Source organism: Pseudomonas sp. yb_2 (genome assembly GCF_043103905.1).
GTDB classification, from domain to species: Bacteria; Pseudomonadota; Gammaproteobacteria; order Pseudomonadales; family Pseudomonadaceae; genus Aquipseudomonas; species Aquipseudomonas alloputida.
On record NZ_JBICKH010000086.1, the window covers coordinates 1 to 21,179 of the forward strand.

At 62.8% G+C, this 21,179-nt stretch carries 20 protein-coding genes, 2 pseudogenes and 1 riboswitch; of the genes and pseudogenes, 8 read left to right on the forward strand and 14 right to left on the reverse strand.

Going from position 1 to position 21,179, the window contains the following annotated elements:
* Positions 1-336: 336 nt before the first annotated feature.
* Both ACF8FB_RS24895 and ACF8FB_RS24900 read left to right on the forward strand, forming a co-directional pair.
* A pseudogene (locus ACF8FB_RS24895) lies at positions 337-1,014 on the forward strand (PAS domain-containing protein); the annotation flags it as partial.
* Between the two features lie 105 nt (positions 1,015-1,119).
* Positions 1,120-1,551, forward strand: a pseudogene (locus tag ACF8FB_RS24900) (methyl-accepting chemotaxis protein); the annotation flags it as partial.
* Here the strand turns inward: ACF8FB_RS24900 and ACF8FB_RS24905 are convergent.
* The 8 genes from ACF8FB_RS24905 to ACF8FB_RS24940 all read right to left on the reverse strand — a co-directional run bounded on the left by ACF8FB_RS24905 (position 1,517) and on the right by ACF8FB_RS24940 (position 8,929).
* Positions 1,517-4,798, reverse strand: coding sequence for a transporter substrate-binding domain-containing protein (locus tag ACF8FB_RS24905; RefSeq protein WP_392512284.1), 3,282 nt, complete (start codon positions 4,796-4,798; stop codon positions 1,517-1,519). The pseudogene ACF8FB_RS24900 and the gene ACF8FB_RS24905 overlap by 35 nt on opposite strands.
* A gap of 13 nt (positions 4,799-4,811) precedes the next feature.
* Positions 4,812-5,426, reverse strand: a complete 615-nt coding sequence (locus ACF8FB_RS24910) for a response regulator transcription factor (RefSeq protein WP_003253824.1) — start codon at positions 5,424-5,426, stop codon at positions 4,812-4,814.
* Between the two features lie 221 nt (positions 5,427-5,647).
* A complete protein-coding gene (locus tag ACF8FB_RS24915) occupies positions 5,648-5,890 on the reverse strand; it encodes a DUF1272 domain-containing protein (protein ID WP_392512286.1) in 243 nt (80 codons plus the stop codon).
* Positions 5,891-5,956: 66 nt separating this feature from the next.
* Positions 5,957-6,709: a precorrin-4 C(11)-methyltransferase gene (gene cobM, locus ACF8FB_RS24920; RefSeq protein WP_010954279.1), complete on the reverse strand. Its 753-nt coding sequence runs from the start codon at positions 6,707-6,709 to the stop codon at positions 5,957-5,959.
* Between the two features lie 34 nt (positions 6,710-6,743).
* The gene (locus ACF8FB_RS24925; protein WP_020190465.1) at positions 6,744-7,130 is read right to left on the reverse strand and encodes a cobalamin biosynthesis protein; all 387 of its coding nucleotides are present in this window, start codon (positions 7,128-7,130) and stop codon (positions 6,744-6,746) included.
* A complete protein-coding gene (locus ACF8FB_RS24930; protein WP_049587686.1) occupies positions 7,130-7,816 on the reverse strand; it encodes a CbtA family protein in 687 nt (228 codons plus the stop codon). Before ACF8FB_RS24930 ends, ACF8FB_RS24925 begins: the two co-directional genes overlap by 1 nt.
* Positions 7,817-7,825: 9 nt before the next feature.
* Positions 7,826-8,014, reverse strand: coding sequence for a CbtB domain-containing protein (locus ACF8FB_RS24935; RefSeq protein ID WP_014590842.1), 189 nt, complete (start codon positions 8,012-8,014; stop codon positions 7,826-7,828).
* A 92-nt stretch (positions 8,015-8,106) separates the two neighbouring features.
* Positions 8,107-8,330, reverse strand: a riboswitch (cobalamin riboswitch).
* A gap of 119 nt (positions 8,331-8,449) precedes the next feature.
* The gene (locus ACF8FB_RS24940) at positions 8,450-8,929 is read right to left on the reverse strand and encodes a GNAT family N-acetyltransferase (protein ID WP_010954276.1); all 480 of its coding nucleotides are present in this window, start codon (positions 8,927-8,929) and stop codon (positions 8,450-8,452) included.
* A 124-nt stretch (positions 8,930-9,053) separates the two neighbouring features.
* Between ACF8FB_RS24940 and ACF8FB_RS24945 the strand changes: the two genes are divergently transcribed.
* The 4 genes from ACF8FB_RS24945 (at position 9,054) to ACF8FB_RS24960 (ending at position 12,077) form a co-directional block, all read left to right on the forward strand.
* Complete coding sequence (locus tag ACF8FB_RS24945) at positions 9,054-9,683, forward strand: LysE family translocator (protein ID WP_392512289.1); 630 nt, start codon at positions 9,054-9,056, stop codon at positions 9,681-9,683.
* Positions 9,684-9,704: 21 nt separating this feature from the next.
* Positions 9,705-10,577 (forward strand): alpha/beta fold hydrolase, encoded by an 873-nt coding sequence (locus tag ACF8FB_RS24950; protein WP_010954274.1) that lies wholly within the window; start codon positions 9,705-9,707, stop codon positions 10,575-10,577.
* A gap of 96 nt (positions 10,578-10,673) precedes the next feature.
* Positions 10,674-11,561: a pirin family protein gene (locus ACF8FB_RS24955; protein WP_392512291.1), complete on the forward strand. Its 888-nt coding sequence runs from the start codon at positions 10,674-10,676 to the stop codon at positions 11,559-11,561.
* Between the two features lie 255 nt (positions 11,562-11,816).
* Complete coding sequence (locus tag ACF8FB_RS24960; protein ID WP_392510188.1) at positions 11,817-12,077, forward strand: DUF1652 domain-containing protein; 261 nt, start codon at positions 11,817-11,819, stop codon at positions 12,075-12,077.
* Between the two features lie 81 nt (positions 12,078-12,158).
* Here ACF8FB_RS24960 and ACF8FB_RS24965 read toward each other — a convergent pair whose 3' ends face one another.
* The 6 genes from ACF8FB_RS24965 to ACF8FB_RS24990 all read right to left on the reverse strand — a co-directional run bounded on the left by ACF8FB_RS24965 (position 12,159) and on the right by ACF8FB_RS24990 (position 18,965).
* On the reverse strand, positions 12,159-12,446 hold the full coding sequence (locus ACF8FB_RS24965; RefSeq protein WP_003253801.1) for a hypothetical protein: 288 nt from the start codon (positions 12,444-12,446) through the stop codon (positions 12,159-12,161).
* Between the two features lie 169 nt (positions 12,447-12,615).
* Positions 12,616-13,263 (reverse strand): DNA oxidative demethylase AlkB, encoded by a 648-nt coding sequence (gene alkB / locus ACF8FB_RS24970; RefSeq protein ID WP_010954271.1) that lies wholly within the window; start codon positions 13,261-13,263, stop codon positions 12,616-12,618.
* Between the two features lie 158 nt (positions 13,264-13,421).
* Positions 13,422-14,867 carry a curlin gene (locus ACF8FB_RS24975; protein WP_392510189.1) on the reverse strand — a complete coding sequence of 482 codons (1,446 nt, stop codon included), beginning with the start codon at positions 14,865-14,867 and terminating at the stop codon, positions 13,422-13,424.
* Positions 14,868-14,883: 16 nt separating this feature from the next.
* Complete coding sequence (locus ACF8FB_RS24980; protein WP_010954270.1) at positions 14,884-15,357, reverse strand: curlin; 474 nt, start codon at positions 15,355-15,357, stop codon at positions 14,884-14,886.
* A gap of 15 nt (positions 15,358-15,372) precedes the next feature.
* A complete protein-coding gene (locus ACF8FB_RS24985; RefSeq protein WP_049587679.1) occupies positions 15,373-17,604 on the reverse strand; it encodes an Ig-like domain-containing protein in 2,232 nt (743 codons plus the stop codon).
* Positions 17,605-17,636: 32 nt separating this feature from the next.
* Positions 17,637-18,965, reverse strand: a complete 1,329-nt coding sequence (locus ACF8FB_RS24990; RefSeq protein ID WP_010954268.1) for a hypothetical protein — start codon at positions 18,963-18,965, stop codon at positions 17,637-17,639.
* Between the two features lie 268 nt (positions 18,966-19,233).
* Between ACF8FB_RS24990 and ACF8FB_RS24995 the strand changes: the two genes are divergently transcribed.
* Together ACF8FB_RS24995 and ACF8FB_RS25000 are read left to right on the forward strand one after the other, a co-directional pair.
* A complete protein-coding gene (locus ACF8FB_RS24995) occupies positions 19,234-20,145 on the forward strand; it encodes a LysR family transcriptional regulator (protein ID WP_049587677.1) in 912 nt (303 codons plus the stop codon).
* A gap of 98 nt (positions 20,146-20,243) precedes the next feature.
* A complete protein-coding gene (locus ACF8FB_RS25000) occupies positions 20,244-21,173 on the forward strand; it encodes a hydroxymethylglutaryl-CoA lyase (protein WP_010954266.1) in 930 nt (309 codons plus the stop codon).
* The last annotated feature ends 6 nt before the right edge of the window (positions 21,174-21,179 follow it).

Consider the following 21,179-nt stretch of genomic DNA (forward strand, 5'->3'; position numbering starts at 1 on the left):
TATTCTTGGGGCAGACGCGCACGTCCCCTTGGCGCTCACCTCGGTATCGCGGAGAACAAACAGGGCGGTCGCGTGCGCAGGCACAGGCGATACTGGCCCGAAACAAATGTAGGAGCGAGCTTGCTCGCGATGCGCCGCGCGGGCGGCGCTGGCTCTCTGAGGCGCCACAAATGCCACGACCTGCCAACGGCGATCTATGCTCAGAAAACCGTGCATAGGGAGCCCCGCGTCATGTTCGATTTCCATCGCAAGTCTGATTTGGCAGAAATCCAGCGCACCCGCCAGGCGTTGGCCGATGCGCAAGCCAAACTGGCCGCTATCGGCCGTTCCATGGCGATGATCGAGTTCGCCCCTGACGGTACTATTCTCGACGCCAACGAGCGCTTCTGCCAGGCCATGGGCTACAGCGCCGACGAGCTGCGTGGCAAGCACCACCGGCTGTTCTGTGAGCCGGACTATGCAAAAAGCGCCGAGTACCAGCAACTGTGGCGCGAGTTGGGGCAGGGCAAGGCTATCAGCGGTACGTTCGAGCGTATCGACAAGGCGGGGCGCGAGGTCTGGCTGGAAGCCAGCTACATGCCCGTGCTGGACCAGCACCGGCAAGTCACCAGCGTAATCAAGGTGGCGTCGGACATCACCCAGCGGGTGGTGCTGGAGCACGAGAGCGAAAGCCTGCTCAAGGCCATCAGCCGCTCCATGGCGGTGATCGAGTTCACCCCGCAAGGCCGGGTGCTCAAGGCCAACCAGAATTTTCTCGACACCATGGGCTACCGCCTCGATGAAGTGGTTGGCCGCCACCACGGGCTGTTCTGCCTGGCGCATGAACGCGAATCGGCCCAGTACCGAGAGTTCTGGGCTTCGCTGAACCGTGGCGAATACCACTCGCACCGCTTCGAACGCGTCAACAAGCAGGGCCAGACCGTTTTTCTGGAGGCCTCCTACAACCCGATCTTCGACAGCAAGGGCCGCCTGTGCAAAGTGGTCAAGTTTGCCAGCGACATCACCCATCAGGTCTGCACCCAGCAAAGCGCCGCCCATGCCGCCCATGCCAGCTCGGTGCAGACCGATGCCTGCGCGCGCAAGGGGACCGAAGTGGTGCAGCAGGCGGTGCAGGTAATCGAGCAGATTTCCCAGGAGCTTAACGACGCTGCGCGCAGTATCGACGCGGTAAACAGGCAGTCGGATGTGATCGGGCAGATTGTGCTGACCATTCGGGGCATCGCCGACCAGACCAACCTGTTGGCCCTTAATGCAGCCATCGAGGCAGCGCGTGCCGGCGAGCACGGGCGCGGCTTTGCCGTGGTGGCCGATGAGGTTCGCAACCTGGCCGCGCGAACCAGCAAGGCCACCCTGGAAATCGTCGATGTGGTGCGGCAGAACCACGACCTGTCGCTATTGGCAGTGGCCAGCATGCAATCGAGCCTCAACCGCACCGGTCACGGCGTGGCGCTGGCCAATGAGGCGGGGACGGTGATCATGGAAATCCAGCAAGGCTCACGGCACGTCGTGGATGCCATCAGCCAGATAACCTCGACGCTGCAATTGCATTGAGCGCCTCGCGCATCTCGTCAAGCAGTGCCTGCAGGCTGACTTGCAGTTGCGCGCGCTGTTCGACGGTCGGCAGCCCTTTTGCGTGGGCGTGCTCGATAGCTTCACAGTCTTTGACCACAGTGCGCACCCTGATCATTTTGGCGCCACCCTTGATGCGGTGGGCAAGGGCGCGCACGGTTTCATCAGGGGCGTCTGTTGACAAGGCACGCAGGGCGGCCAGATCTTCACCGACGCTTATCGACAATTGCTCCAGCAAATGCCGCGTCAACTGTTCGTCGTCCTGGGTCAGGTGACGCAGTTCGGCCAGGTCGAACCCACTATGGAAAGGCTCCGGCGACGGCTGCTGAGGGCGCACCTGGGGCAGGTGGGTCTTGAGCGTGCGCAGACCAATCGGCTTGAACAGGCATTCGTCCATGCCGCTGGCCAGGCAGCGAGTACGCTCCTCGGCCTGGGCATTGGCGGTCACGCCAAGAATACGGCCTGCTGGCAGGCCGCGCTCGCCCTCCAGGCTGCGAATGCGCCGGGTGAGTTCATGCCCGTCCATGACCGGCATGCTGCAATCGGTGATCACCAGGTCGAAGCGCGCTTCCTGCCAGCGTGCAAGGGCGATCTCGCCATTCTCCGCCAGTGTCACATGGTGCCCCAGGGTTTGCAGTTGCCGTTCCAGCAAAAGCAGGTTGGCCGGGTAGTCGTCGACCACCAAGATATTGAGCGGGCCGCTGTTACTTTCATGTGTGGTGAGTTGCGGGTCCGCTTGTGCCGGTGCTTCGCAGACAGGTAACCGAAGGCTGACTTGTACCCGGGTGCCAACACCCTCGACGCTCTGAAGGCTCAGGGCGCCGCCCATCAGTTCGGCCAGGGTACGGCTGATGACCAACCCCAGGCCTGCCCCTTGACGTGCCCTCGGGCCATCGACCTGAACGAAGGCACTGAACAGCCTGGCCTGGTCGGCGGGGCTGATGCCGATGCCGGTGTCGCGCACATTCAGCTCGATAGCCAGAATGCCGTGGCCGGCAACTTTGGGCAGCAGCAGGCATGCCTGCACTTCACCACGGTCGGTGAACTTGATGGCGTTGCTGATCAGGTTGGACAGAATTTGCTTGAGTCGCAGTGGATCAGCCAGCACCCATACCGGCTCTGCAGGCAGCTCGCCGTGTAGATGCAACCCTTTGGCCCGGGCATTGCCTTCGAACACCCGCAGCGTGGCGCGCACCAGTTCGACCAGATTGGTGGGTACTGGCTGCAGGCTGATGTGCCCGGATTCGATGCGGGAAATGTCGAGAATATCGCCTATCAGCTCAAGCAGGCCAATGGCCGAATCATGGGCGGTCTGCAAGGTCTGGGCGTCGCTGCGGCCGCTGCGGCTATCTTCCAGGGCCAGTTCCAGCAGACCGATCACGGCATTCATCGGGGTGCGGATCTCATGGCTCATGGTGGCCAGGAAGGTGCTTTTGGTCTGGCTGGCCTGTTCGGCATCGTCCTTGGCCTGGCGTAACTGTTCCAGCAGCCCGCGGCTCAGCGCGAGCTGTGCCTGAAGCGCGTGCTGTGCCTCGGTGCGCTGGTTGATCAGCTTGCGCAGGTAACTGTTCCAGAACACCACCCCGGCCAGCAGCAGGGCCGACAGCACCAGCACCTGCAAAGCCAGGGTGCGGTAGTCGCGCCAGGGGCTGTCGCTCACCAGTGTGCTGGTGCGCCAGCGGTTGATCAACTGGTCCAGTTCTTCAGGTGGAATGCTTAGCAGCGCCTTGTCGAGAATGGCCTGCAATTGGGGCTGGTCGGCGGCTACGGCAAAGGCGGCAATGGCCGGAGCGTCGTCGAGCATGTTGGCGATGCGCAAACGGTCCTTGAACACATGGCTGATGTAATAGGCAGCATTGATATGGCTGCTCAGGGCAGCGTCGGCAACACCGTTGGCCACGGCCTCCATCTGGCCCAGTGGGTTGTCAACTTCGACTATCTCGGCCTGCGGGTACCGCTGTTGCAAAACGGCCTGCTGCGGTGAGCCGCGCACCAAGGCGATGCGCTTGCCATCCAGAGCCTTGGCCTGTGCAGGTGATTCACCGTCGTTGCGGGTAACAAGCACGCGCGGGCTGACCAGGTAGGGGCGGGTGTAGCGCAGTTGCTTCAAGCGGTCGGCACCATAGCCCAGCGCCCCGATCATCTGTGCCTCGCCCCGCACCAGGCGGTCGATCATGGCCTGCGATGAAGCACTCTCGACGGGTGTGAACTGCAGCCCCGTGCGCAGCGAGATCTGCTTGAGCAGGTCCAGGGTGATACCGCTAGGGCGGTGCTGAGCATCGTTGAACGTCAACGGTGCCAGCGAGGTATTGACCAGTACGCTGACAGTGGGGTGGGCGGTGATCCAGGATTCTTCTTCTTCGCTCAAGGCCGTGAGGTGGCGCTGCAGCAGCAGGCTGGTGTTACCACTGCTCCAGCGGCGCAGAATGTTCAGGCGTTCACTTTCGCTTATGCGTGACAGCGCCTTGTCCACCAGCCGATGCAGGCGCGGGTTGTCGCTGGCGATGGCGAAGGCAAAAGCCTCTGGGGCCAGTTGGGAAAAATGGTCGATTTTCAACGTGCCCTGAAAGCTTTTGCCGATCATGTAGTCAGTGCTGATGGCATCGCCCAGATAGGCGTCTGCCTCGCCCAGCGCCACGGCAGCGAGCCCGGCCAGGGTCGAGCGGTACAGGCTCAGTTGCGCCTTGGGGTACAGTGTGCGAACGCTGGCGGCCGGCAGGTAGTGATCGACCATCGCCAGGCGCAGGCCGGCGAGCTCGGGCGTACTTTTCAAGCTGCGCCCTTCACGGGTGACTATCACTGGCAGGTCGTCGGCATAGGGGGTGCTGAGGCTTAGCTGGGCGTCCGCCGCCTCGAAGGCGTTGGAGCTACCCAACAAGTCGATACGGCCATCACGCAGGGCAGTGATGGCCTCGTGACGGCTGTCAAAACGACGTACTTCAATGGGGATGTCCAGCTGTTCGCCGATGATGCCGGCGTAGTCTGCGCTCAGTCCCTCATAGTCATGCTGGCTGACGTTGATTTCGAACGGGGGGTAATCGGGGCGCGCACTGCCCATTACCAGGCGTTCGCGTTGTTTCAGCCAGTGGCGATCATCGCCGGATAACGTCAGTGGGGCAGCGGCACTGATCGAGCGCGCCAGCAGATGGCGTGGTTCACTGCTGGCCTGCAGTTCCGTGGAGTTGGCCAGACCGATAGCCAGAAGGACGCTCGCCAGCAACTGTTTCATGGCAGCCGAGCGCTCAATAGACGCTGTTGCGCTTGGCCAGGTCGACCATTTCCACCAGTGACTCGGTCTTGAGCTTTTCCATGATACGGCCCCGGTAGGTGCTGATGGTCTTGGCGCTGAGGTTCATGCAAGTGCCGATGTTCTTGTTGTTCTCGCCGCGCGCGAGGCGCCGCAGCACTTCCATTTCTCGGTTGGAGAGACTGGCCAGGCGCACTGGCTCGCTCTCCAGCGAGTTGCTGTTGACCGACATTTGCGGAAAGGTCGAATAACCTTTGGTCAGGGCCTTGAGGGCGAACAGCAGGGCCTCGTGGTCCTCTTCCTTGGTGACGAAGGCACCTATCCCGGCATCCAGGCAGCGACGCACATACAGATCGGTGGCCTGGCCGGTCAGCACCATGATCTTCGGTACCGGCTCCAGGCTCTGCAATCGCTTGATGACTTCCATGCCGTCCAGGCCAGGCAGGCCGATGTCGAGAATGACTACGTCCGGGCGCAGTTCGCGGGCTACCTGAGCCACTTCACTGCCATTGCCGACCTCGCCGATGACATGGAAGCGCTCGCGCTCGAGCAGTAGGCGCAACGACAGCCGGACAATAGGGTGGTCGTCGACGATCAGCACGGTTGTCATGAGGAAAACTCCTGTAGGGATGTGGTCCGCTTCCTGGAACACTCAGGAATACGTCTGCAAGTGGGGTTATCGGAAGCGCTGCACGATACGACCATTCCCGAGGTTTGGTAATGCCGAGTATAGAAGTGTTGAAATCCCCAGTGCTTATTGTTGGAAAGTCCTACAAGAAACAGGAAAGACATCACCCTGAAACAGCGGTGATGCCGGTGCTTTGCAGTTGTTCAGGCGCAGGCAGCGTGCGGTTTGTGTATCCGCAGCGTGGAGGCAGGGTTGTTGGCCAATGCCTGACCGACCCGCGTCGGACGGGCTACCAACTGCCCGGTACAATTCGGGCAGCGGCCTTGGAAGCGGGTTTCGGCACAGGCACGGCAGAACGTGCATTCGAAGGAGCAGATCATGACGTCGGGGCTGTCACCCGGCAGGTCGGCATCACAGCACTCGCAGTTGGGGCTTAGTTCCAGCATGGGCATGACTCCTGTTCGCAGGCGGGAACCCGGAGTCTGCTACGCCCGAGGCAAGGCTGGCAATGTTCAGTCGCCAGGGCGGTACAGGTGGGCATGCCCGGCACGGTACAACGCCGATTCGGCGAACGGTGTATCCCCCAGGACGTGGCCTACCAGAATCAGCGCCGTGCGCCGGAAATCCTTGGCCGCTACGCGTTCGACGATATCGCCGAGGTTGCCGCACACCCAATCCTGGTCTGGCCAGGTGGCCCGATGCACCACCGCAACCGGGCAGTGCGCGCCGTAGTGCGGCATCAACTCAGCGACAATGCGCGACAGGTGCTTGACCCCCAGATGAATTGCCAGGGTGCTGCCATGGCGCGCCAGGTCACCCAACTGCTCACCCGGCGGCATGGGCGAGCTGTCGCCATAGCGGGTGAGGATCACGGTCTGCGCCACTTGAGGCAACGTCAGCTCGCAGCCGAGCAGGGCGGCGCTCGCTGCCGTGGCGGTAACGCCGGGGATGATCTGGTAATCGATGCCCAGCGCTTGCAGGTGGCGAATCTGCTCACCGATGGCGCCGTACAGGCTGGGGTCGCCGCTGTGCACCCGGGCCACATCCTGACCTTTTTCATGTGCGCTGCGCATGGCGGCGATGATCTGTTCCAGGTGCAGTTCGGCGCTGTTGATCACGGTTTCGGCCTGGTGGCCTTCGAGCACGGCGGCGGGTACCAGTGAACCGGCATAAATGATCACCGGGCACTGGCGAATCAGCCGTTGGCCCTTGACCGTGATCAGCTCCGGGTCGCCGGGGCCGGCACCGATAAAGTAGATGGTCATGCAAAGTCCTGGCAAGAAAGAGGGGGCGAAACGCTCAGCAGGCCAGGGCGAGTGTCGCCGGGCCCAGTACCTGGCGCGTCAGCAGCAGCCTGGCCGTACCCTGCCGCTGGCTGGCCAGGGCCAGAGCCGCGCTTTCGGCTACGCCCCAGCAGCCACTGTGCCGGTGAGCAACGGCGGAACGGTGGCTGAGCAGTGGTTCATAGGGTTGCAGTTGCGCGCCATGGTACAGCACCAACGGCAAACCGAGGTGTTCTGCCAGTTGCAACAAGCCGGGCTCGTCGGCCTTCAGGCTGATGCTTGCGATACCGCGCAGGTCAGCCAATGCCAGGCCCTGTTTGTCCAGGGCCTGGCACAGCAAGCGTTGCAAGGTATCCGCCGGGCAACCCCGGCGGCAGCCAAAACCGGCATAGAAGGCAGGCATCAAGCCTGGCTGGAACGGCGGAACAGCCAGGCGCTGAGCAGGCCCAAGGCCAGCCAGAAGGCGGCGTTGGTCAGCCAGGAGGCGACTTTGAACTGGGTTTCCAATGCTTCAGGGGCCAGGCTTTCGTGCACCTCGGGTTGCGGTGCACCGATTACATGGGGAATGACCAGCAGCACGGCGCCCAGCGCCTTCAGCAGCCAGTGGCGGGCGAACACCAGCAAGGCCAGGCCCAGCGCTGTGGCACTGGCTGTACCGACCCACCAGGTTTGGCGTTGCCCCAGGTCGGCGGCCGCCGTACCCGGCAGTTCTGGTGGCAAGCCCAGGGTTGGGGCCAGGCAGAACACGGCGAAGCCAGCCAACCCCCACAATGCGCCGGTGGCGGCGCGTTTGGGCTCGCGAAGGCTGTACAGGGCGGCGAGGATCAGGGCGAAGCCGACCGCAACCACCAGGTTACCGCCTGTGGTGGACAGCACGCGCTGCCAGCCGTCTTCCGGCGACCAGGCTTCAGCGCTGTGTTCATGAGCGGCAACTTCGCTGCCGTGTTCGTGGTGTACGGCCGGGGCCGAGGACTCGTAGGTTTCCGCCTCCAGAATCAGCGGAGCCACCCAGAAGCTTTGCAGCAAGGTCAGCAACAGGGCTGCAAGGAGCCCGCTGAAGCCCGCAGTACGGGCAATGCGCGTGATCATCAGGCGTACTCAGTGGCAGGGGAAGGCGGCGCTGTGGCGGGTGTCGTGGGCGGCGTTGTGCACGGCCTCGATGTGCGAGAACCCGGCAAAGTAGACCAGGCACAGACCCAGCAAGCTGGCACCGACGGCGATGGTTACACGCTGGCTGAGCGTAACGGGGGTAGCAAGGCTGTGTTGTTTGGCGCTGGTGACGGGCATGACGCGATCCTCTGCTTTTTGTGGGCAATAGGCGAGCGCGGCAGCCCCGGACGTGGTCGCCCAAGGGAATGCAACAGCGCCCGCCCACCGCGGGGTGTTCATGAACGCCAGGCCGGTCTCCGGGCTTGCGAGGAAGAGCTGGGCTCCTGGAACGCGTCACCTTCCCATGCCGTACTACGAGGCACAGTGGTACAGACGCTTCACTCGCTTACCGTTGCGGGGGCAGCACCGGCATTGTCCGGCCCTGCTGAAGGGCCTGGGACGCACCGGTTTCCCGTTTCACCCCCTGAGGGGCACCTGAACGCGAGGCATAAGGAGAGCATGGGGCGGGCTTGGCGTCAATGTCATACAGCGTGCGAGGCTGTCGAACAGCAGGTACGACAGGCTCAGGCCTGAAGTCCTCTTCCAGCAGGCAGAAGTGCAGAAACCGGGTGATCACCCGCGGGCGAATGCCGCCAGCTTGTCGCCATCCAGCCGGTAGCGCACCCACTCATCCTGCGCCTCGGCCCCCAGTTTCTGGTAGAAGCCGATCGCTGGCTCGTTCCAGTCCAGCACACTCCATTCCAGACGCCCACAGTTGTTCGCCACCGCTTCGCGGGCAATGTGCTGCAACAACTGCCGGCCGGCACCATCGCCGCGATGTTCGGGGGTTACGTACAGGTCTTCCAGATAGATGCCATTGCGCCCGAGCCAGGTCGAGTAGCTGTAGAAGTACACGGCAAAGCCGATTGCACGGCCATCACGCTCGCACATCAGGGCGTGCACAGTGCTGCCTTCGTCGAACAGGCTGTGCTCGATGTCGGCAAGGGTGGCGACCACCTCGTGGCGGGCGCGTTCGTACTCGGCGAGTTCGGTGATGAAGGTGAGGATCTGCTCGGCATCGGTACGCACGGCAGGGCGAAAGGTGAGGCTCATGGTGACGGCTTCCTTGGTCCGGATTGGCGATACAGTGATTTGTATCTGCATAATTTAATCAAACTGTAACGGTCGCTGGGAGTGGCGGCTCCGGTAGTGTGACAGCACCTATAAAGAAAGTGGAATGCCCGCCATGCTTGCCTCTGCCGACCTGCTGACCGCCTTTGTGCTGTTTGCCTTCGTATCTTCCATCACGCCTGGCCCCAACAACACCATGTTGCTGGCCTCGGGGGTGAACTTCGGCGTGCGCCGCTCGGTCCCTCATGCCTTGGGTATCAGTTTTGGTTTCATGATGATGGTGCTGGCCGTCGGCCTGGGGCTGGGTGAGGTATTCAAGGCCTGGCCACCCCTGTACACGGTGCTGCGCTACGCTGGCGCCGCCTATCTGCTTTACCTGGCCTGGAAGATCGCCACTTCCGGGCCGGTCGGCACGGCCGCGTCCAGTGCCCGCAAACCGCTGGGCTTCTGGGGTGCGGCGGCGTTCCAGTGGGTCAACCCCAAGGCTTGGGTGATGGCGGTAGGGGCGATTACCACCTACACGCCAGCGCAAGGCTATGTAACCAACGTGATCGTCATTGCGGCCTTGTTCGCTTTGGTCAACTTGCCCAGCGTGGGGGTATGGGTGATGTTCGGCAGCGCCCTGCGCAACCTGTTGCAGAATTCGCACTGGCTGATGCTGTTCAATGTCGTGATGGCCCTGTTGCTGGTGATTTCCCTGTACCCGCTGCTGTTTGTAGAATCAGCATTTTCCTGACCCCGAGAGTACAGTAAGCCGATGCAGTTGATTCCCTGGTCCCACGAATGCGCCGAAGGTTTCACCCTGCGTGGCTGGCGAACTCCGGCCAGTGGCAAACCACTGCTGCACTTTCTGCATGGCAATGGCTTCTGTTGCCTGGCCTACCAACCGTTGCTGATGCGCCTGGGCGAGCATTTCGACCTGTGGCTCTGCGACGTTCAGGGCCATGGGGACAGTGATCATGGTGGGGTGTTTCGCGGCTGGAACCGCACCGCTGCCCTGGCGGTGGAGGCCTTTCAGGGCGGACGTGGCGAGTATGGCGACGTACAGCGGTTTGCCGCAGGGCACAGCTTTGGTGGCGTGCTCACGGGGCTGATCCTGGGCAGTGAGCCGCAACTGTTCGCACGTGCCGTGCTGCTCGACCCGGTACTGTTCAGCCGACGCATGATCGGTGTGATGGGGGCGGCAGCCCTGGTCGGCCTGCATCAGCGTCACGCCCTGGCCCGCAAGGCCGCCAGCCGCCGTAGCCACTGGCCCGATCGCGAGTCGGCGTTGGCCTCGCTGGAAGGGCGCGGCATCTTCAAAGGCTGGACCCATGCGGCACTGCAGGCCTATGTCGAGCATGCCATCGGTGATTGTGGCGAGGCCGTGGTGCTCAAGTGCCGGCCCAGCCGTGAAGTGGAGATCTTCAGCTCATTCCCTAAACGCATGTGGGCCAGTCTGGCCGCAATCAGGACGCCGACACGGGTGTTGTATGGCGAGGACACCTATCCCTTTGTGCCACATTCGGTAAATCGCCTGGCGCTGCTGAACCGCAATGTGACCGCACGGCAAGTTCCTGGTGGGCACTGTTTCATGCAGGAAGACCCGGCCATGGCGGCCGAGCAGGTGCTCGATTTCTTGCAGGGTTGACTGTTCTGCAGGTGGGACGATGCATGCCATTTCAGCCGTCTACCGCTTGATTGGCATCATTGATAAGGTTACCTCAACCAAGAGAGGAGCCTTCTCATGAAAAAGATTCTGGGTATTCACCGCAGCCCCCACGCCCATTGGGTGGGTGATGGTTTCCCGGTGCGCAGCCTGTTCACCTACGACAACCTGGCCAGCCAGATCAGCCCGTTCCTGCTGCTGGACTACGCCGGTCCACATGATTTCACCCCGACCCGAGCACGACGCGGCGTAGGCCAGCATCCGCATCGCGGCTTCGAGACCGTGACCATCGTCTACCAAGGTGAACTGGAGCACCTTGATTCCACCGGTGCTGGCGGGTTGATCGGTCCAGGTGACGTGCAGTGGATGACGGCGGCCAACGGCATCATTCATGAGGAGTTTCATTCCCCCGACTTTGCACGCAGTGGCGGCACGCTGGAAATGGTCCAGCTGTGGGTGAACCTGCCGGCGCGGGACAAGCGTGCAGCGGCCGGCTACCAGACGCTGCTGGCCGGCGACATTCCGGTGGTAGCGCTCGACGGTGATGCCGGGAGCTTGCGGGTGATTGCCGGTGACTACCACGGCCACCAGGGTCCGGCTCGAACCTTTACCGCGATGGACGTGTGGGATTTGCGGCTCAACGCCGGCGCGGCCTTGCAGTTGCCGGTTGCTGCCGGTCGCAATGCGGCGCTGGTGGTGTTGCGTGGTAACGTTCGAATCAACGGCGAGCGCGAAGCAGGCCCGTCCAGCCTGGTACTGCTCGACCGGGAGGGTGTAGATGTAGCCGTCGAGGCGCTGGACGGCGCAAGTGTGCTGCTGCTCAGCGGTGAGCCGATCGACGAGCCGATCGTTGGCTACGGCCCGTTCGTGATGAACAGCCAGGCGGAGATTGCCGAGTCGTTCGATGATTTCCATGCCGGGCGGTTTGGGCAGATGCAGGACGAGAGGGGAGGCGCCGCACACTGATGCAATTGGTTGGCCTTTCCCGGCTGGGGCCTGGCCAACGCCTAGTTGACCGAGACCACTCGTCGTTAAGTCTGCTAATGCATTCGAACACTCGGCCGCCGCGGGGAATCTTCCACTAAGGTGCTAGAGGATTCCCCGCATGCTCATTGCCGGGGAGCATGGTCAGCTGGCCGAGCATGCGCAATATCAATTGGCGCCCCGCCCGACAAAGGCGTACTTCCATACAACAGGCCATCCCACAGAGAGGGTCGTACCATGTCGTTGATAGGCGTTTCTATGCTAGAGATGCGGCAACTGATCGAGCAGGCCTGCTTGCCAGACCGCTGTGAAGTGAGTTGCCCGGATGGCGCGCACTTGATCATCCGCCTGGGCCAGGGCCAGGATCTCGACCAAGGCGTGACCCTCAGCGGGGTCGCGCTGCAAGACCTCAACAGTTGTCGTGACCTGGTCAACCTGGTGGAGCAGCTGCATGCGTTGCGTGATAGCCACCCGGCGCCACTCAAGGCGATTGCCTGAGCGCGCCTGTCGTGCCCCGGTCAGCCCAGGCTGGCCGGGTATAAGCAGCCACGAGCGCGGCCACGGCCGCCGTTGATCGGCTTATTGCAGTTCCAGCAGCAGGTTCAGGCCACCGTCGCCGCACTTTCCCTTCTCGCGAACCACGCCGTGATAACTCCGCCCATCCCAGACGAAGGCCACACTGTGAGCTCGGTCGATCTTGTCAGGCAGTGGGGGGCAAACGTGCAGGCGCAGCCCTGGGCGACCTTGCAGGTTGAGGGCGGCGAGCTGGCATTGGCATTCCACTCGTTGCGCCACCGGGCCGAACAGGGTGTCGCGTACGTAATCGAGTTGCAGCGAAGCATTGGGGGCGCGGCCAGGCATCTTCATCGGTACATGGCTCCGTTACAACGGCTCGAAGAACCACACGGGTTGGGCATGGCAGGCTCCATACAAAAGAAAGGCGGCTTATCATTCGAAGCTTGCCTGGCCAAGATGTTCAATGTGTTTCATGTGCGTTCATCTTGTTTTGCGCTGGGTGGCAGATGACGGCCCCTGTTCAGGCACCCGCCTTGCGCAAGGTCAGGTTGATCCGCCGTTCGCCCAGGCGCGGATGCACGCCGGGTTTGATCGGTAGCACGCCGTGGAAGCGCAAGCGGTCTACGCCACCCCAGACCAGCACATCGCCGTGGCTCAGCGCAATGCGCTGAGCCTTGTCGGCACGCTGCAGGCCGCCGAACAGGAACACCGCCGGTAAGCCCAGCGACACCGACACGATCGGCTGACCGAAATCCTGCTCGTCGCGGTCCTGGTGCAGGCTCAGGCGCGTGCCCGGCAGGTAATGGTTGACCAGGCAGGCATCCGGCACGAAACCGTCAAACCCGGCCATGGCTGCGGCGCGGGAGGCCAAGGCGAGCAGAACCGGGGGCAGGGCGGGCCAGGGCTGGCCACTGACTGGGTCGCTGGGGCTGTATCGGTAGCCATGTTGATCACTCACCCACCCCAGCGTACCGCAGTTGGTCAGGGCCACTGCCATGCGCAGGCCTCCTGGGGTGTACATGTGCCGGAACGGCGCAGCACGCAGCACCGGACGCAGGGCATCGAGCAGCGCCTCGGTTTCGGCCAGGGCGAAGCCGGGCAGCAGCACGGTGTGGCTGGCCAGGCGTTGCGGCTGGGGGCCGAACAGGTCGAGGTCGGACTGGATCATGTGGCTGCACATCTTCGAGCGGTTTGCCATTGTACCCGACAGCTACACGTCAGGGGATTACACGCGCCGGCCGGATCGAACGATGGCAGAGGACGGGATGACAGAAAAAGGAACCGCGGCACCAGGGAGAGGAGCACCGCGGTTCAAGGGGGAGCGGTTTACTGCTGGGTCACAGTGGCCAGGTTCGCGCTGCCCAGCTGGGTGATGGTGGCGGATTGGGCGACACCACTCTGGTCGACGAACGCCTTGTTGCCTTGGCCTCCCTGGGTCACGTAGGCGACGTTGATGCTGTCAGTCTGTTTGATGGTGGCTTCGTTTCCGCTTCCGTAGAGTTGGTTGGTGTAGCTCTGGTTGCTATAGCCGGACTGGTCGAGCGTGATGGTGTTGCCGGTGCCCTGGCTGCTGCCGTAGGCATAGTTGTCGGTCCCACGCTGGTCGGCGATCAGAATGTTGTCAGTGCCGTTCTGTTCGAAGTACAGCTCGTTGCTGACATCATCCTGCTTGGTCGACATCTGGTTGCCTTTACCCGTCTGGGTCAGCGTGGCCAGCTGGTCAGCGCCCTTCTGGGTCAGATTGACGCCGTTGCCATTGCCAGCCTGGTTGATGGTGGCGTTCTGGTTGGTGCCGAACTGGCCACCCATCTTGGCGCCTTTCCAGTTACTGGCGGTGATGCTGTTACCATTGCCTTGGGTGTTGATGGTCAGGTTGAGGTTTTCACCGTTCTGATAGGTGAAATGCAGGTTGTTGTTGCCGGTCTGGGTAATGGTGGTGGTCGAGTTGTTGGTCTCGAACTGGTCCGACCAACTGGCGTTGGCATTGCCTTGCTGCGACAGGCTGACCTTGTTGCTGACGCCGAAGCTCTGGTCGATATAGCCTTCGTTCGACTGGCCGGTCTGGACCACGGAGGCCTGGCTACCGATCTGTGTGTCCTGCCACACTTCCACGGAGTTGCCGCCCCCGTACTGGCCAATGGCAATGGTGCCGCCAGTGCCTTCGCGCTGGTCGCCATAGGCCCAGTTGTCGTGGCCTTCCTGATAGACCTGGATATCGCCATCGACATGGTTCAGGTGCTCGGCGGTGGCGTAGTTGTCCTGGCCGGTCTGGTTGACGGTGCTGCGATTGTTGCTGCCACCGAAGGTCTGTTCGATGAAAGCCTCGTTGCGCTGGCCGGATTGCCCGCTGGTGGCTTTGCTGCCTTCCTGACTGTCCTGCCACACGGTGGATTTATTGCCGACGCCTTGTTGGGTTTGCAGCGATTCGTTGTTCGACCCAAGCGACTGGCTGGCGAAGGCATCGTTGTAACTGCCTCCGGCGTGCTGGGTGATCTGGCTGCCGTTCTCGAACAGTTGCTCGGCGTAGCCGGCGTTGTACTGGCCGGTGGCGCTCTGCTGGATATCGCTGGTGCTTTCGGCCTGCACGGCGAGGTGGTTGTGGCCCATGCCAGTCTGGTTCTGGGTGGCCGAGGCGAAGGATGCCTGGGTCTGAGAGACTTCGGCGATGTTTTCCTTGCCGTCCTGGGTCTGGGACGAGGTGCTGTCAGCAGCCATGGCCTGACCTGCGAGGGCCAGGACGATAGCGGCACTTAACGGAGCGAGCTTGTACATGGTGGTGCCTCCAGGTCTATCGGTATTGGGTGATCTGAACATGCTGGCCATTGCCAGCCTGGGTCACGGAGCTGTTGAGCCCTGAGCCGGACTGCACGATGCTGGCGCTGTTGTCGTTGCCGATCTGCTCGATGGCGGCGTTGTTGCTGCTGCCGCTCTGGCGAATCGACGCACTGTTGCCATTTCCCTGTTGGCTGATGATGGCCATCAGGTCACTGCCTTCCTGCAAGATGTACGCTTCCTGGGCACCGCCGGACTGGACGATACGGCCCAGAAGGGCCTGACCGTTCTGGTCGAGGGCGGCGCGGTTGCCTAACCCTTGTTGCTCGATCACCGCAGCCTGGCCGGCACCGGCCGGCAGCAGGCGGATGATCACTGGTTCACCGAGGTCGTTGCCGGGTGCAAGGTCGGCATTGTCCATCAGGTCCTCTGCCCAGCAGGCCTGGCCCGCCAGGGCCAGGCAGAGCAACAGGGAGTACAGCCGTTTCATCGAAGCCTCCGGCCTTTACTGCACGACTACGTTGACGGTGCGCGTGGTGCCTTGGCTGGTGGTGATCGTCGCCGTCGGTGCCGCAGTCGGGATGATCGTGGTGCTATTGCTTACCACCAGGCGCCAGCGGCCGGTCAGCGCTACCGTGGCCGTCCCCAAGGTCTGGACGCCCGTGGTAGTGGTTACCCGCACGGTTACGGTATTGCCGGTGGTCACCGACGAGGTGCCACTGATGTCCCAGTTGTAACGGTTGTTGGAGCGCGCCGTGACCGTGGCTGTCGTGACGGCGAAGGTTTCAGCGGCAGGCCGAGGCGACACGTTGACGGTGACCGTACTTGGGGTGGACAGACCCCCCAGCGAGTCACGTGCCTGGTAGGTGAAGGTGGTGGTGAAGGCTGTGGTTACAGTGGCCGGTGGGGTATAGGTCACGGTTGTGCCGTCGGTGCTGACCGTGCCACGGCCGGCGGCCGGCTGGGTGATGTTGGCCACGCTCAGCGGTACGTTGCCTTCTGGATCGGTGTCGTTGGCCAGCACGTTGATGGTCAATGGCACGCCCAAGGTGGCGACGGTTTCCGGGTTGGCAGTCGGTGCCTGGTTAGGTGCGACGTTGATGGTGACCGTGGCCGGTTCCGACTTCAGGCCCTTGGCATCCACCGCCCGGTAGCTGAAGTTGGCTACCAGCGGTTGTGTGGCCCCGGTCGGCGGTGTGTAGGTAACCGAGGTGGTGCCGTTCAGCACGACGCCGCCAAGGCCGGTCCCGGGTTGGGTCAGGTCGCTGATGGTCAGCGGCACGTCGCCATCCGGGTCGCTGTCGTTCAGCAGCAGGTTGAGTGTGATCGGTACACCGACACTGGTGCTGCCAACATCGGCCTGGGCCAGCGGTGGCTGGTTGGCGGCCTCGACCGGGGCGCTGCCGACCACGATCACCGGCTCCACATCACTACCGCCATGGGCAGACTTGACCGTAACGGTAGCGGGCGGTTGAGCCAAATCGTTGACCGTGATGCTTTGCAGCGTGCCCGATTTCGACATGCGGCCGTAGCCTTGGGCGAGCAGGTCGGGGACCGCTACTTCGTCGCTGGAGCTGGCCTCGATCAACAGACGTTTGTTGGCCCAGTCATAGCGTGCGGTGCTGACTTTGACCACGTCGCTGAGTTTGCTCGAGAGCGCAGTCGGCTGGGTGCCGCCGACTGCGTTGCTGGCGGTGACAACCACCACCGCTGGCGGCACCGACTGGTTGAACTGCTGGCTGAAGAACAACCCGTTGTTGTCCGAAGTCAGGGTGAACTGACAAGGCGAAGGCGGCGTGCCGATCAGTGCCAGGCCATTGCGCATGCACAGGCTGGCCTCACTCGGGGCTTTGGCGAACACTTCCACGCGGGTGCCGCTGCCGTTGCGCGAATAGGTGGCGCGCTCCAGGGTGACCGGGGTTTGTGCTCGCTGGTCCAGCACCTTGCCAGACACGGTGAACGTGTTGGTCTGAATGGCGCCCGCGGGCCCTTCGATGCGCACGAAGTTGGTATTGAAGGGGCTACCCGTGACCGCTTCGGTGATATTGGGGTCGCCGATGAAGGTTTCGGTGGTGCCCGTGTCGGGGTTGACCTCTGTATATGGCCCGCCAACCCCCTTCAGCCAAGGGCCGATCGCCCCCGCCAGCGCCCCCTGGAAGTTGCCCGGAGCGCCGATACCGATGTCCCGGGTGATGTTGATCGCGCGACGACCTGCCGTGGTGACGTTGACCGTCTCCACCCCGTAAGGGTGCGTGATGGTGTAGGTACCGGTGCGTGGGACCGATGCGCGGATACGGATGCGGGCGAAACTTTGCTGATCACCGTCTACCGGGTTTTCAGCAGCAAAGGCTGCCTCTATACCGGCAACGTAGACCTCCAGCTCATATCCGCTGTTACCGACTTGTGGTATCGAGGTTTCGGCCAGGAACCAGAACATCTCGGGTGGCCAGTTATCTGGAAATACCAGCGGCAGGGCATCGTCATAGACCCCGGGCTCGGGCAACAAGGTGCACATGTAGGCGGGCGCCCCGGGTGCGCCTGGCGCACGGGTGCTGGTGGCACGCGACTGGCACAGCTCCAGGGATTGGTCGAGGCTGTCCTTGTACCACATCGGATAGCCACCTGTGGCGAAGGTGTAGGGCCCCGGATCGACATCAGACAGCGCGGCGAACGCGGCGCTGGTAACGGTAAGAGAGAAACCGGCGGCCAACAGCGCACGGCGCGACCAAGTGTTCATGCTGCCTCCTTGAAGGCTGAGCCTTTGTCTGTTCATGGCACCAGCACCACGTCTTCGGAGTCGCTACCACCGTTGGCGCTGGTGACCTGCACCTTGGCCGGCGGAATGGGCGAGAGGGTCATGCTCAACGTCTTCACGGCGCCGGTACCGCCCAGGTTGCCGATCAGCGTGCCGTTGCCGGTATGTGCGGTAAGTACTGGAGGTGTTGTTTCGTCACTGGTGCTGGCCACCAGGGTCAGCTCGCCGGTGGACAGGCGGTACTGGGCCTGCGTGATGGTGACCAGGTCGGTCAGGGGAACGTTGCTGGTGGTCAGGCTGCTGGTCGGGATTGCCACGCTGTTGTCAGCGGACAGTGTCACGATGGTTCCGGCCGCCGGGTTGAGGGCTGACTGGGCGTACCAGGCGCCGGTGCCGTTGGCCTCAGTGAGGCTCAGGTTGGGGGTCTGGCTGGTCAGGGTGACGCTTGCCGGTGGCGGCGGGGCCAACACGAAGATGTCTTGCTGGGCGATCAGGTCGCCGTTCTCGGTATGGCGTGAGTAAGTGCTGCGTTGTGGCATCAGCGGGGTTGGCAGGGCCACTTCGGAAAGCTTGCCCGAGACAGCGAACAGCTCGGTGCGCAGGTCGATGCCACCAGGGCCTTCGATGCGGACGTAGTTGGTGTTGAATGGGCTGCCCGTTACCCGTTCTTCCAGGTTCGGGTCACCAATGAAGCGCTCGTTGCCTTCGGTGTAGGGGCCGTTGACACTGCGCAGGAACGGCCCGACATCGCCCTTGAGTGCGCCGGTGAAGTCGCCTGCGCCGGCGATGCCGATGTCGCGGGTCATGTTGATCGCCCGGCGCCCTGCAACGGGCACATCGAACACTTCAACACCATAGGGGTGGGTGACCACGTAGGTGCCCGCGGTGGGAACGTCGACCCGGATACGGACCCGGGCGAAGCTGACCTGGTCACCCTCGACAGGTTCTTCGGCAGCGAATGCCGCTTCGATCGCCGTGCCATAGCTGAGGTCGATGCCACGCGCAGCGTCGACGATTGCAGCGTCGGCAGTGAACCAGAACGCTTCGTCAGGGAAGTTGGTGGGGAAGACGATGGGTTGGGTATCGTCGAACACACCAGGTGTGGGCAGTAGCGTGCACATGTATGAGGGTGCGCCAGGTGCGCCTGCGACCCGGGAGCTGACGGCCTTGGTCAGGCACAGGTCGAGGGTACGACCGTGGCTGTCCTGGTACCAGGCGGGGAAGCCGCCATTGGCTGGGACGTAAGCGCCTGGATCGACAGCGTTCAAGGCGGCTTGCGCGGGAAGCTGGAGCATGCCGGCGAAAATCGCCACTGCCAGCGGGTGGGGTATCGGTCGGTGCATGAGTCAATTCCTCCTGCAAACGGGCCCATGGACTTGGGGCGTCTGGGAGGAGATCGGCAAGAGCTGTGCCAACACCTGAAAAATGCTTTGCAGGCCTTATGGTGCAGGGGCTACAGATTCTCAGTAGGGCTTTATGCCAGCCGCTGGCGGTGGGCAGCGTTCCCCCAAGGTTGGGGATTGGGGGCCGGTAATTCAAACCCGGTTTTAGAAGCCAATGCGGTTTTTGCTACAGTGCTACGGCGGTCCCTTCCCCAAGCCGAGCCAAGCGATGCAACCCCTCGACCACCTTTCCCTGAACCTGTTCATCGTCGTCTGCGAAGAAGGCACCATCGCCCGCGCAGGCGAGCGCGCGTTCATGGCGCCGTCCGCCGTCAGTAAACGTATTTCAGACATTGAGGCGCGCTTTGGCACCGCCTTGCTCAAACGTAGCAAGCGCGGCGTGGAGCCCACCCCGGCGGGGCTTGCACTGCTGCGCCATGCCAGGGAAATGACCCGCGCCATGGAACGCCTGGACAGCGAGCTGAGCGAATACGCCCACGGCGCGCGTGGTCATGTGCGGGTGTTGGCCAATGTATCGTCGATCATGGAGTTTCTGCCCGAAGAACTGTCAGCGTTCATGCTGGAATACCCACTCATCCAGGCCGATATCGAAGAGCGCTTCAGCGCCGATGTCGTTCGTGGTGTGGCCGAGGGCACTGCAGACCTTGGTATCTGCCGCAAATCCATGGCGGTGGGTGACCTGGATTTCGTACCGTATCGGCAGGATCACCTGGCCGTGGTCGTTGCTGCTGACCACCCGTTGGCCGGCCGCAGCCAGATTGCCTTCGAGGAAACCCTGGGTTACGACCACCTGGGGCTATCGGCCTTTGCCACATTGAACGCTTTCATGCGTAAAAGCGCCGAACAGTCAGGCAAGGCGCTGCGTTTTCGTTCGTACGTGTCGTCGTTCGACGCGGCATACCGTCTGGTGCAGTTTGGCCTTGGCCTGGCGGTGTTCCCGCAAGAGGCCGTGTCCCGCTATGCGGCGTTGTTCGACCTGCGGGTCATTGCGCTGACTGACGACTGGGCGCTTGGTGAATTCGTCATCTGCATGCGCGACCGGCACACGCTCTCGCTGTCGGCTCGGCGCCTGCTTGACCACCTGTTGCTGCGTGCACCGGCCTGGCAGGGCGCGGGCTGATCCATCGTGGCTGACGATGGATCAGCCCGCGAAACACGTCTTTTCTGCCCGTCATCCAGCTCTTAGTCTGGCGCAACGCTTCAGACAGAGAGACCGCGATGACAACAATAACAATCAATGAAGTCGGCCTGCGCGATGGCTTGCAGAGCCTGCAAGTGATCATGCCGACAGCAGCCAAACGCCGCTGGATCGACGCCGCTTACGGCGCCGGCGTGCGCCATATGGAAGTCGCGTCGTTCGTGCCGGCACGCTTGCTGCCGCAGATGGCCGATGCCCGCGAAGTGGTGGCTCACGCCCTCACGTACCCGGACCTGCAAGTAACCGTGCTGGCTCCAAACCTTCGTGGCGCAAGGGACGCACTTGAATCGGGGGCACACCGCATCGTCGCCCCGGTATCGGTGAGCACGGCGCACAGCCTGGCCAACGTGCGCCGCACGCCAGTGGAGATGGTCGAGGAACTGGGGCGCATGTGCCAGCTGCGTACTGAAATGGGCCTGCATGGGGTGCAAGTCGTGGCCGGCATGTCAGTGGCCTTTGGCTGCACCCGCCAGGGCGAGGTGCCGCTGGCTGACCTGTGTGCGTTGACCCGCCAGGTGATCGAAGCCGGTTGCGACCTGGTCTCCCTGGGGGACACCACTGGCTATGCCAATCCGGGCCAGGTGGCAATGGTGCTTCAGGCCGTACGGGAGATTGCAGGCGACCGTCTCAAGGCCGCGCACTTCCATGACACCCGGGGCCTGGCCTTGGCCAACAGCCTGGTGGCGGTGCAGCAGGGCATTGGGGAACTGGATGCCTCCCTGGCGGGCCTGGGAGGCTGCCCGTTCGCCCCTGGCGCGTCTGGTAATACCGTGACCGAGGACCTGGTGTTCATGCTGCAAAGCATGGGCTACGACACCGGCATCGACTTGCCTGCGCTAATCGAAACCCGGCAGGTACTAAGCGAAGCGCTACCGGGCGAGCCACTTTACGGCTTCATCGCCCGGGCCGGATTGCCGCTCAACTTCGCCAACACACACCGCCACGCCTGAATTGCC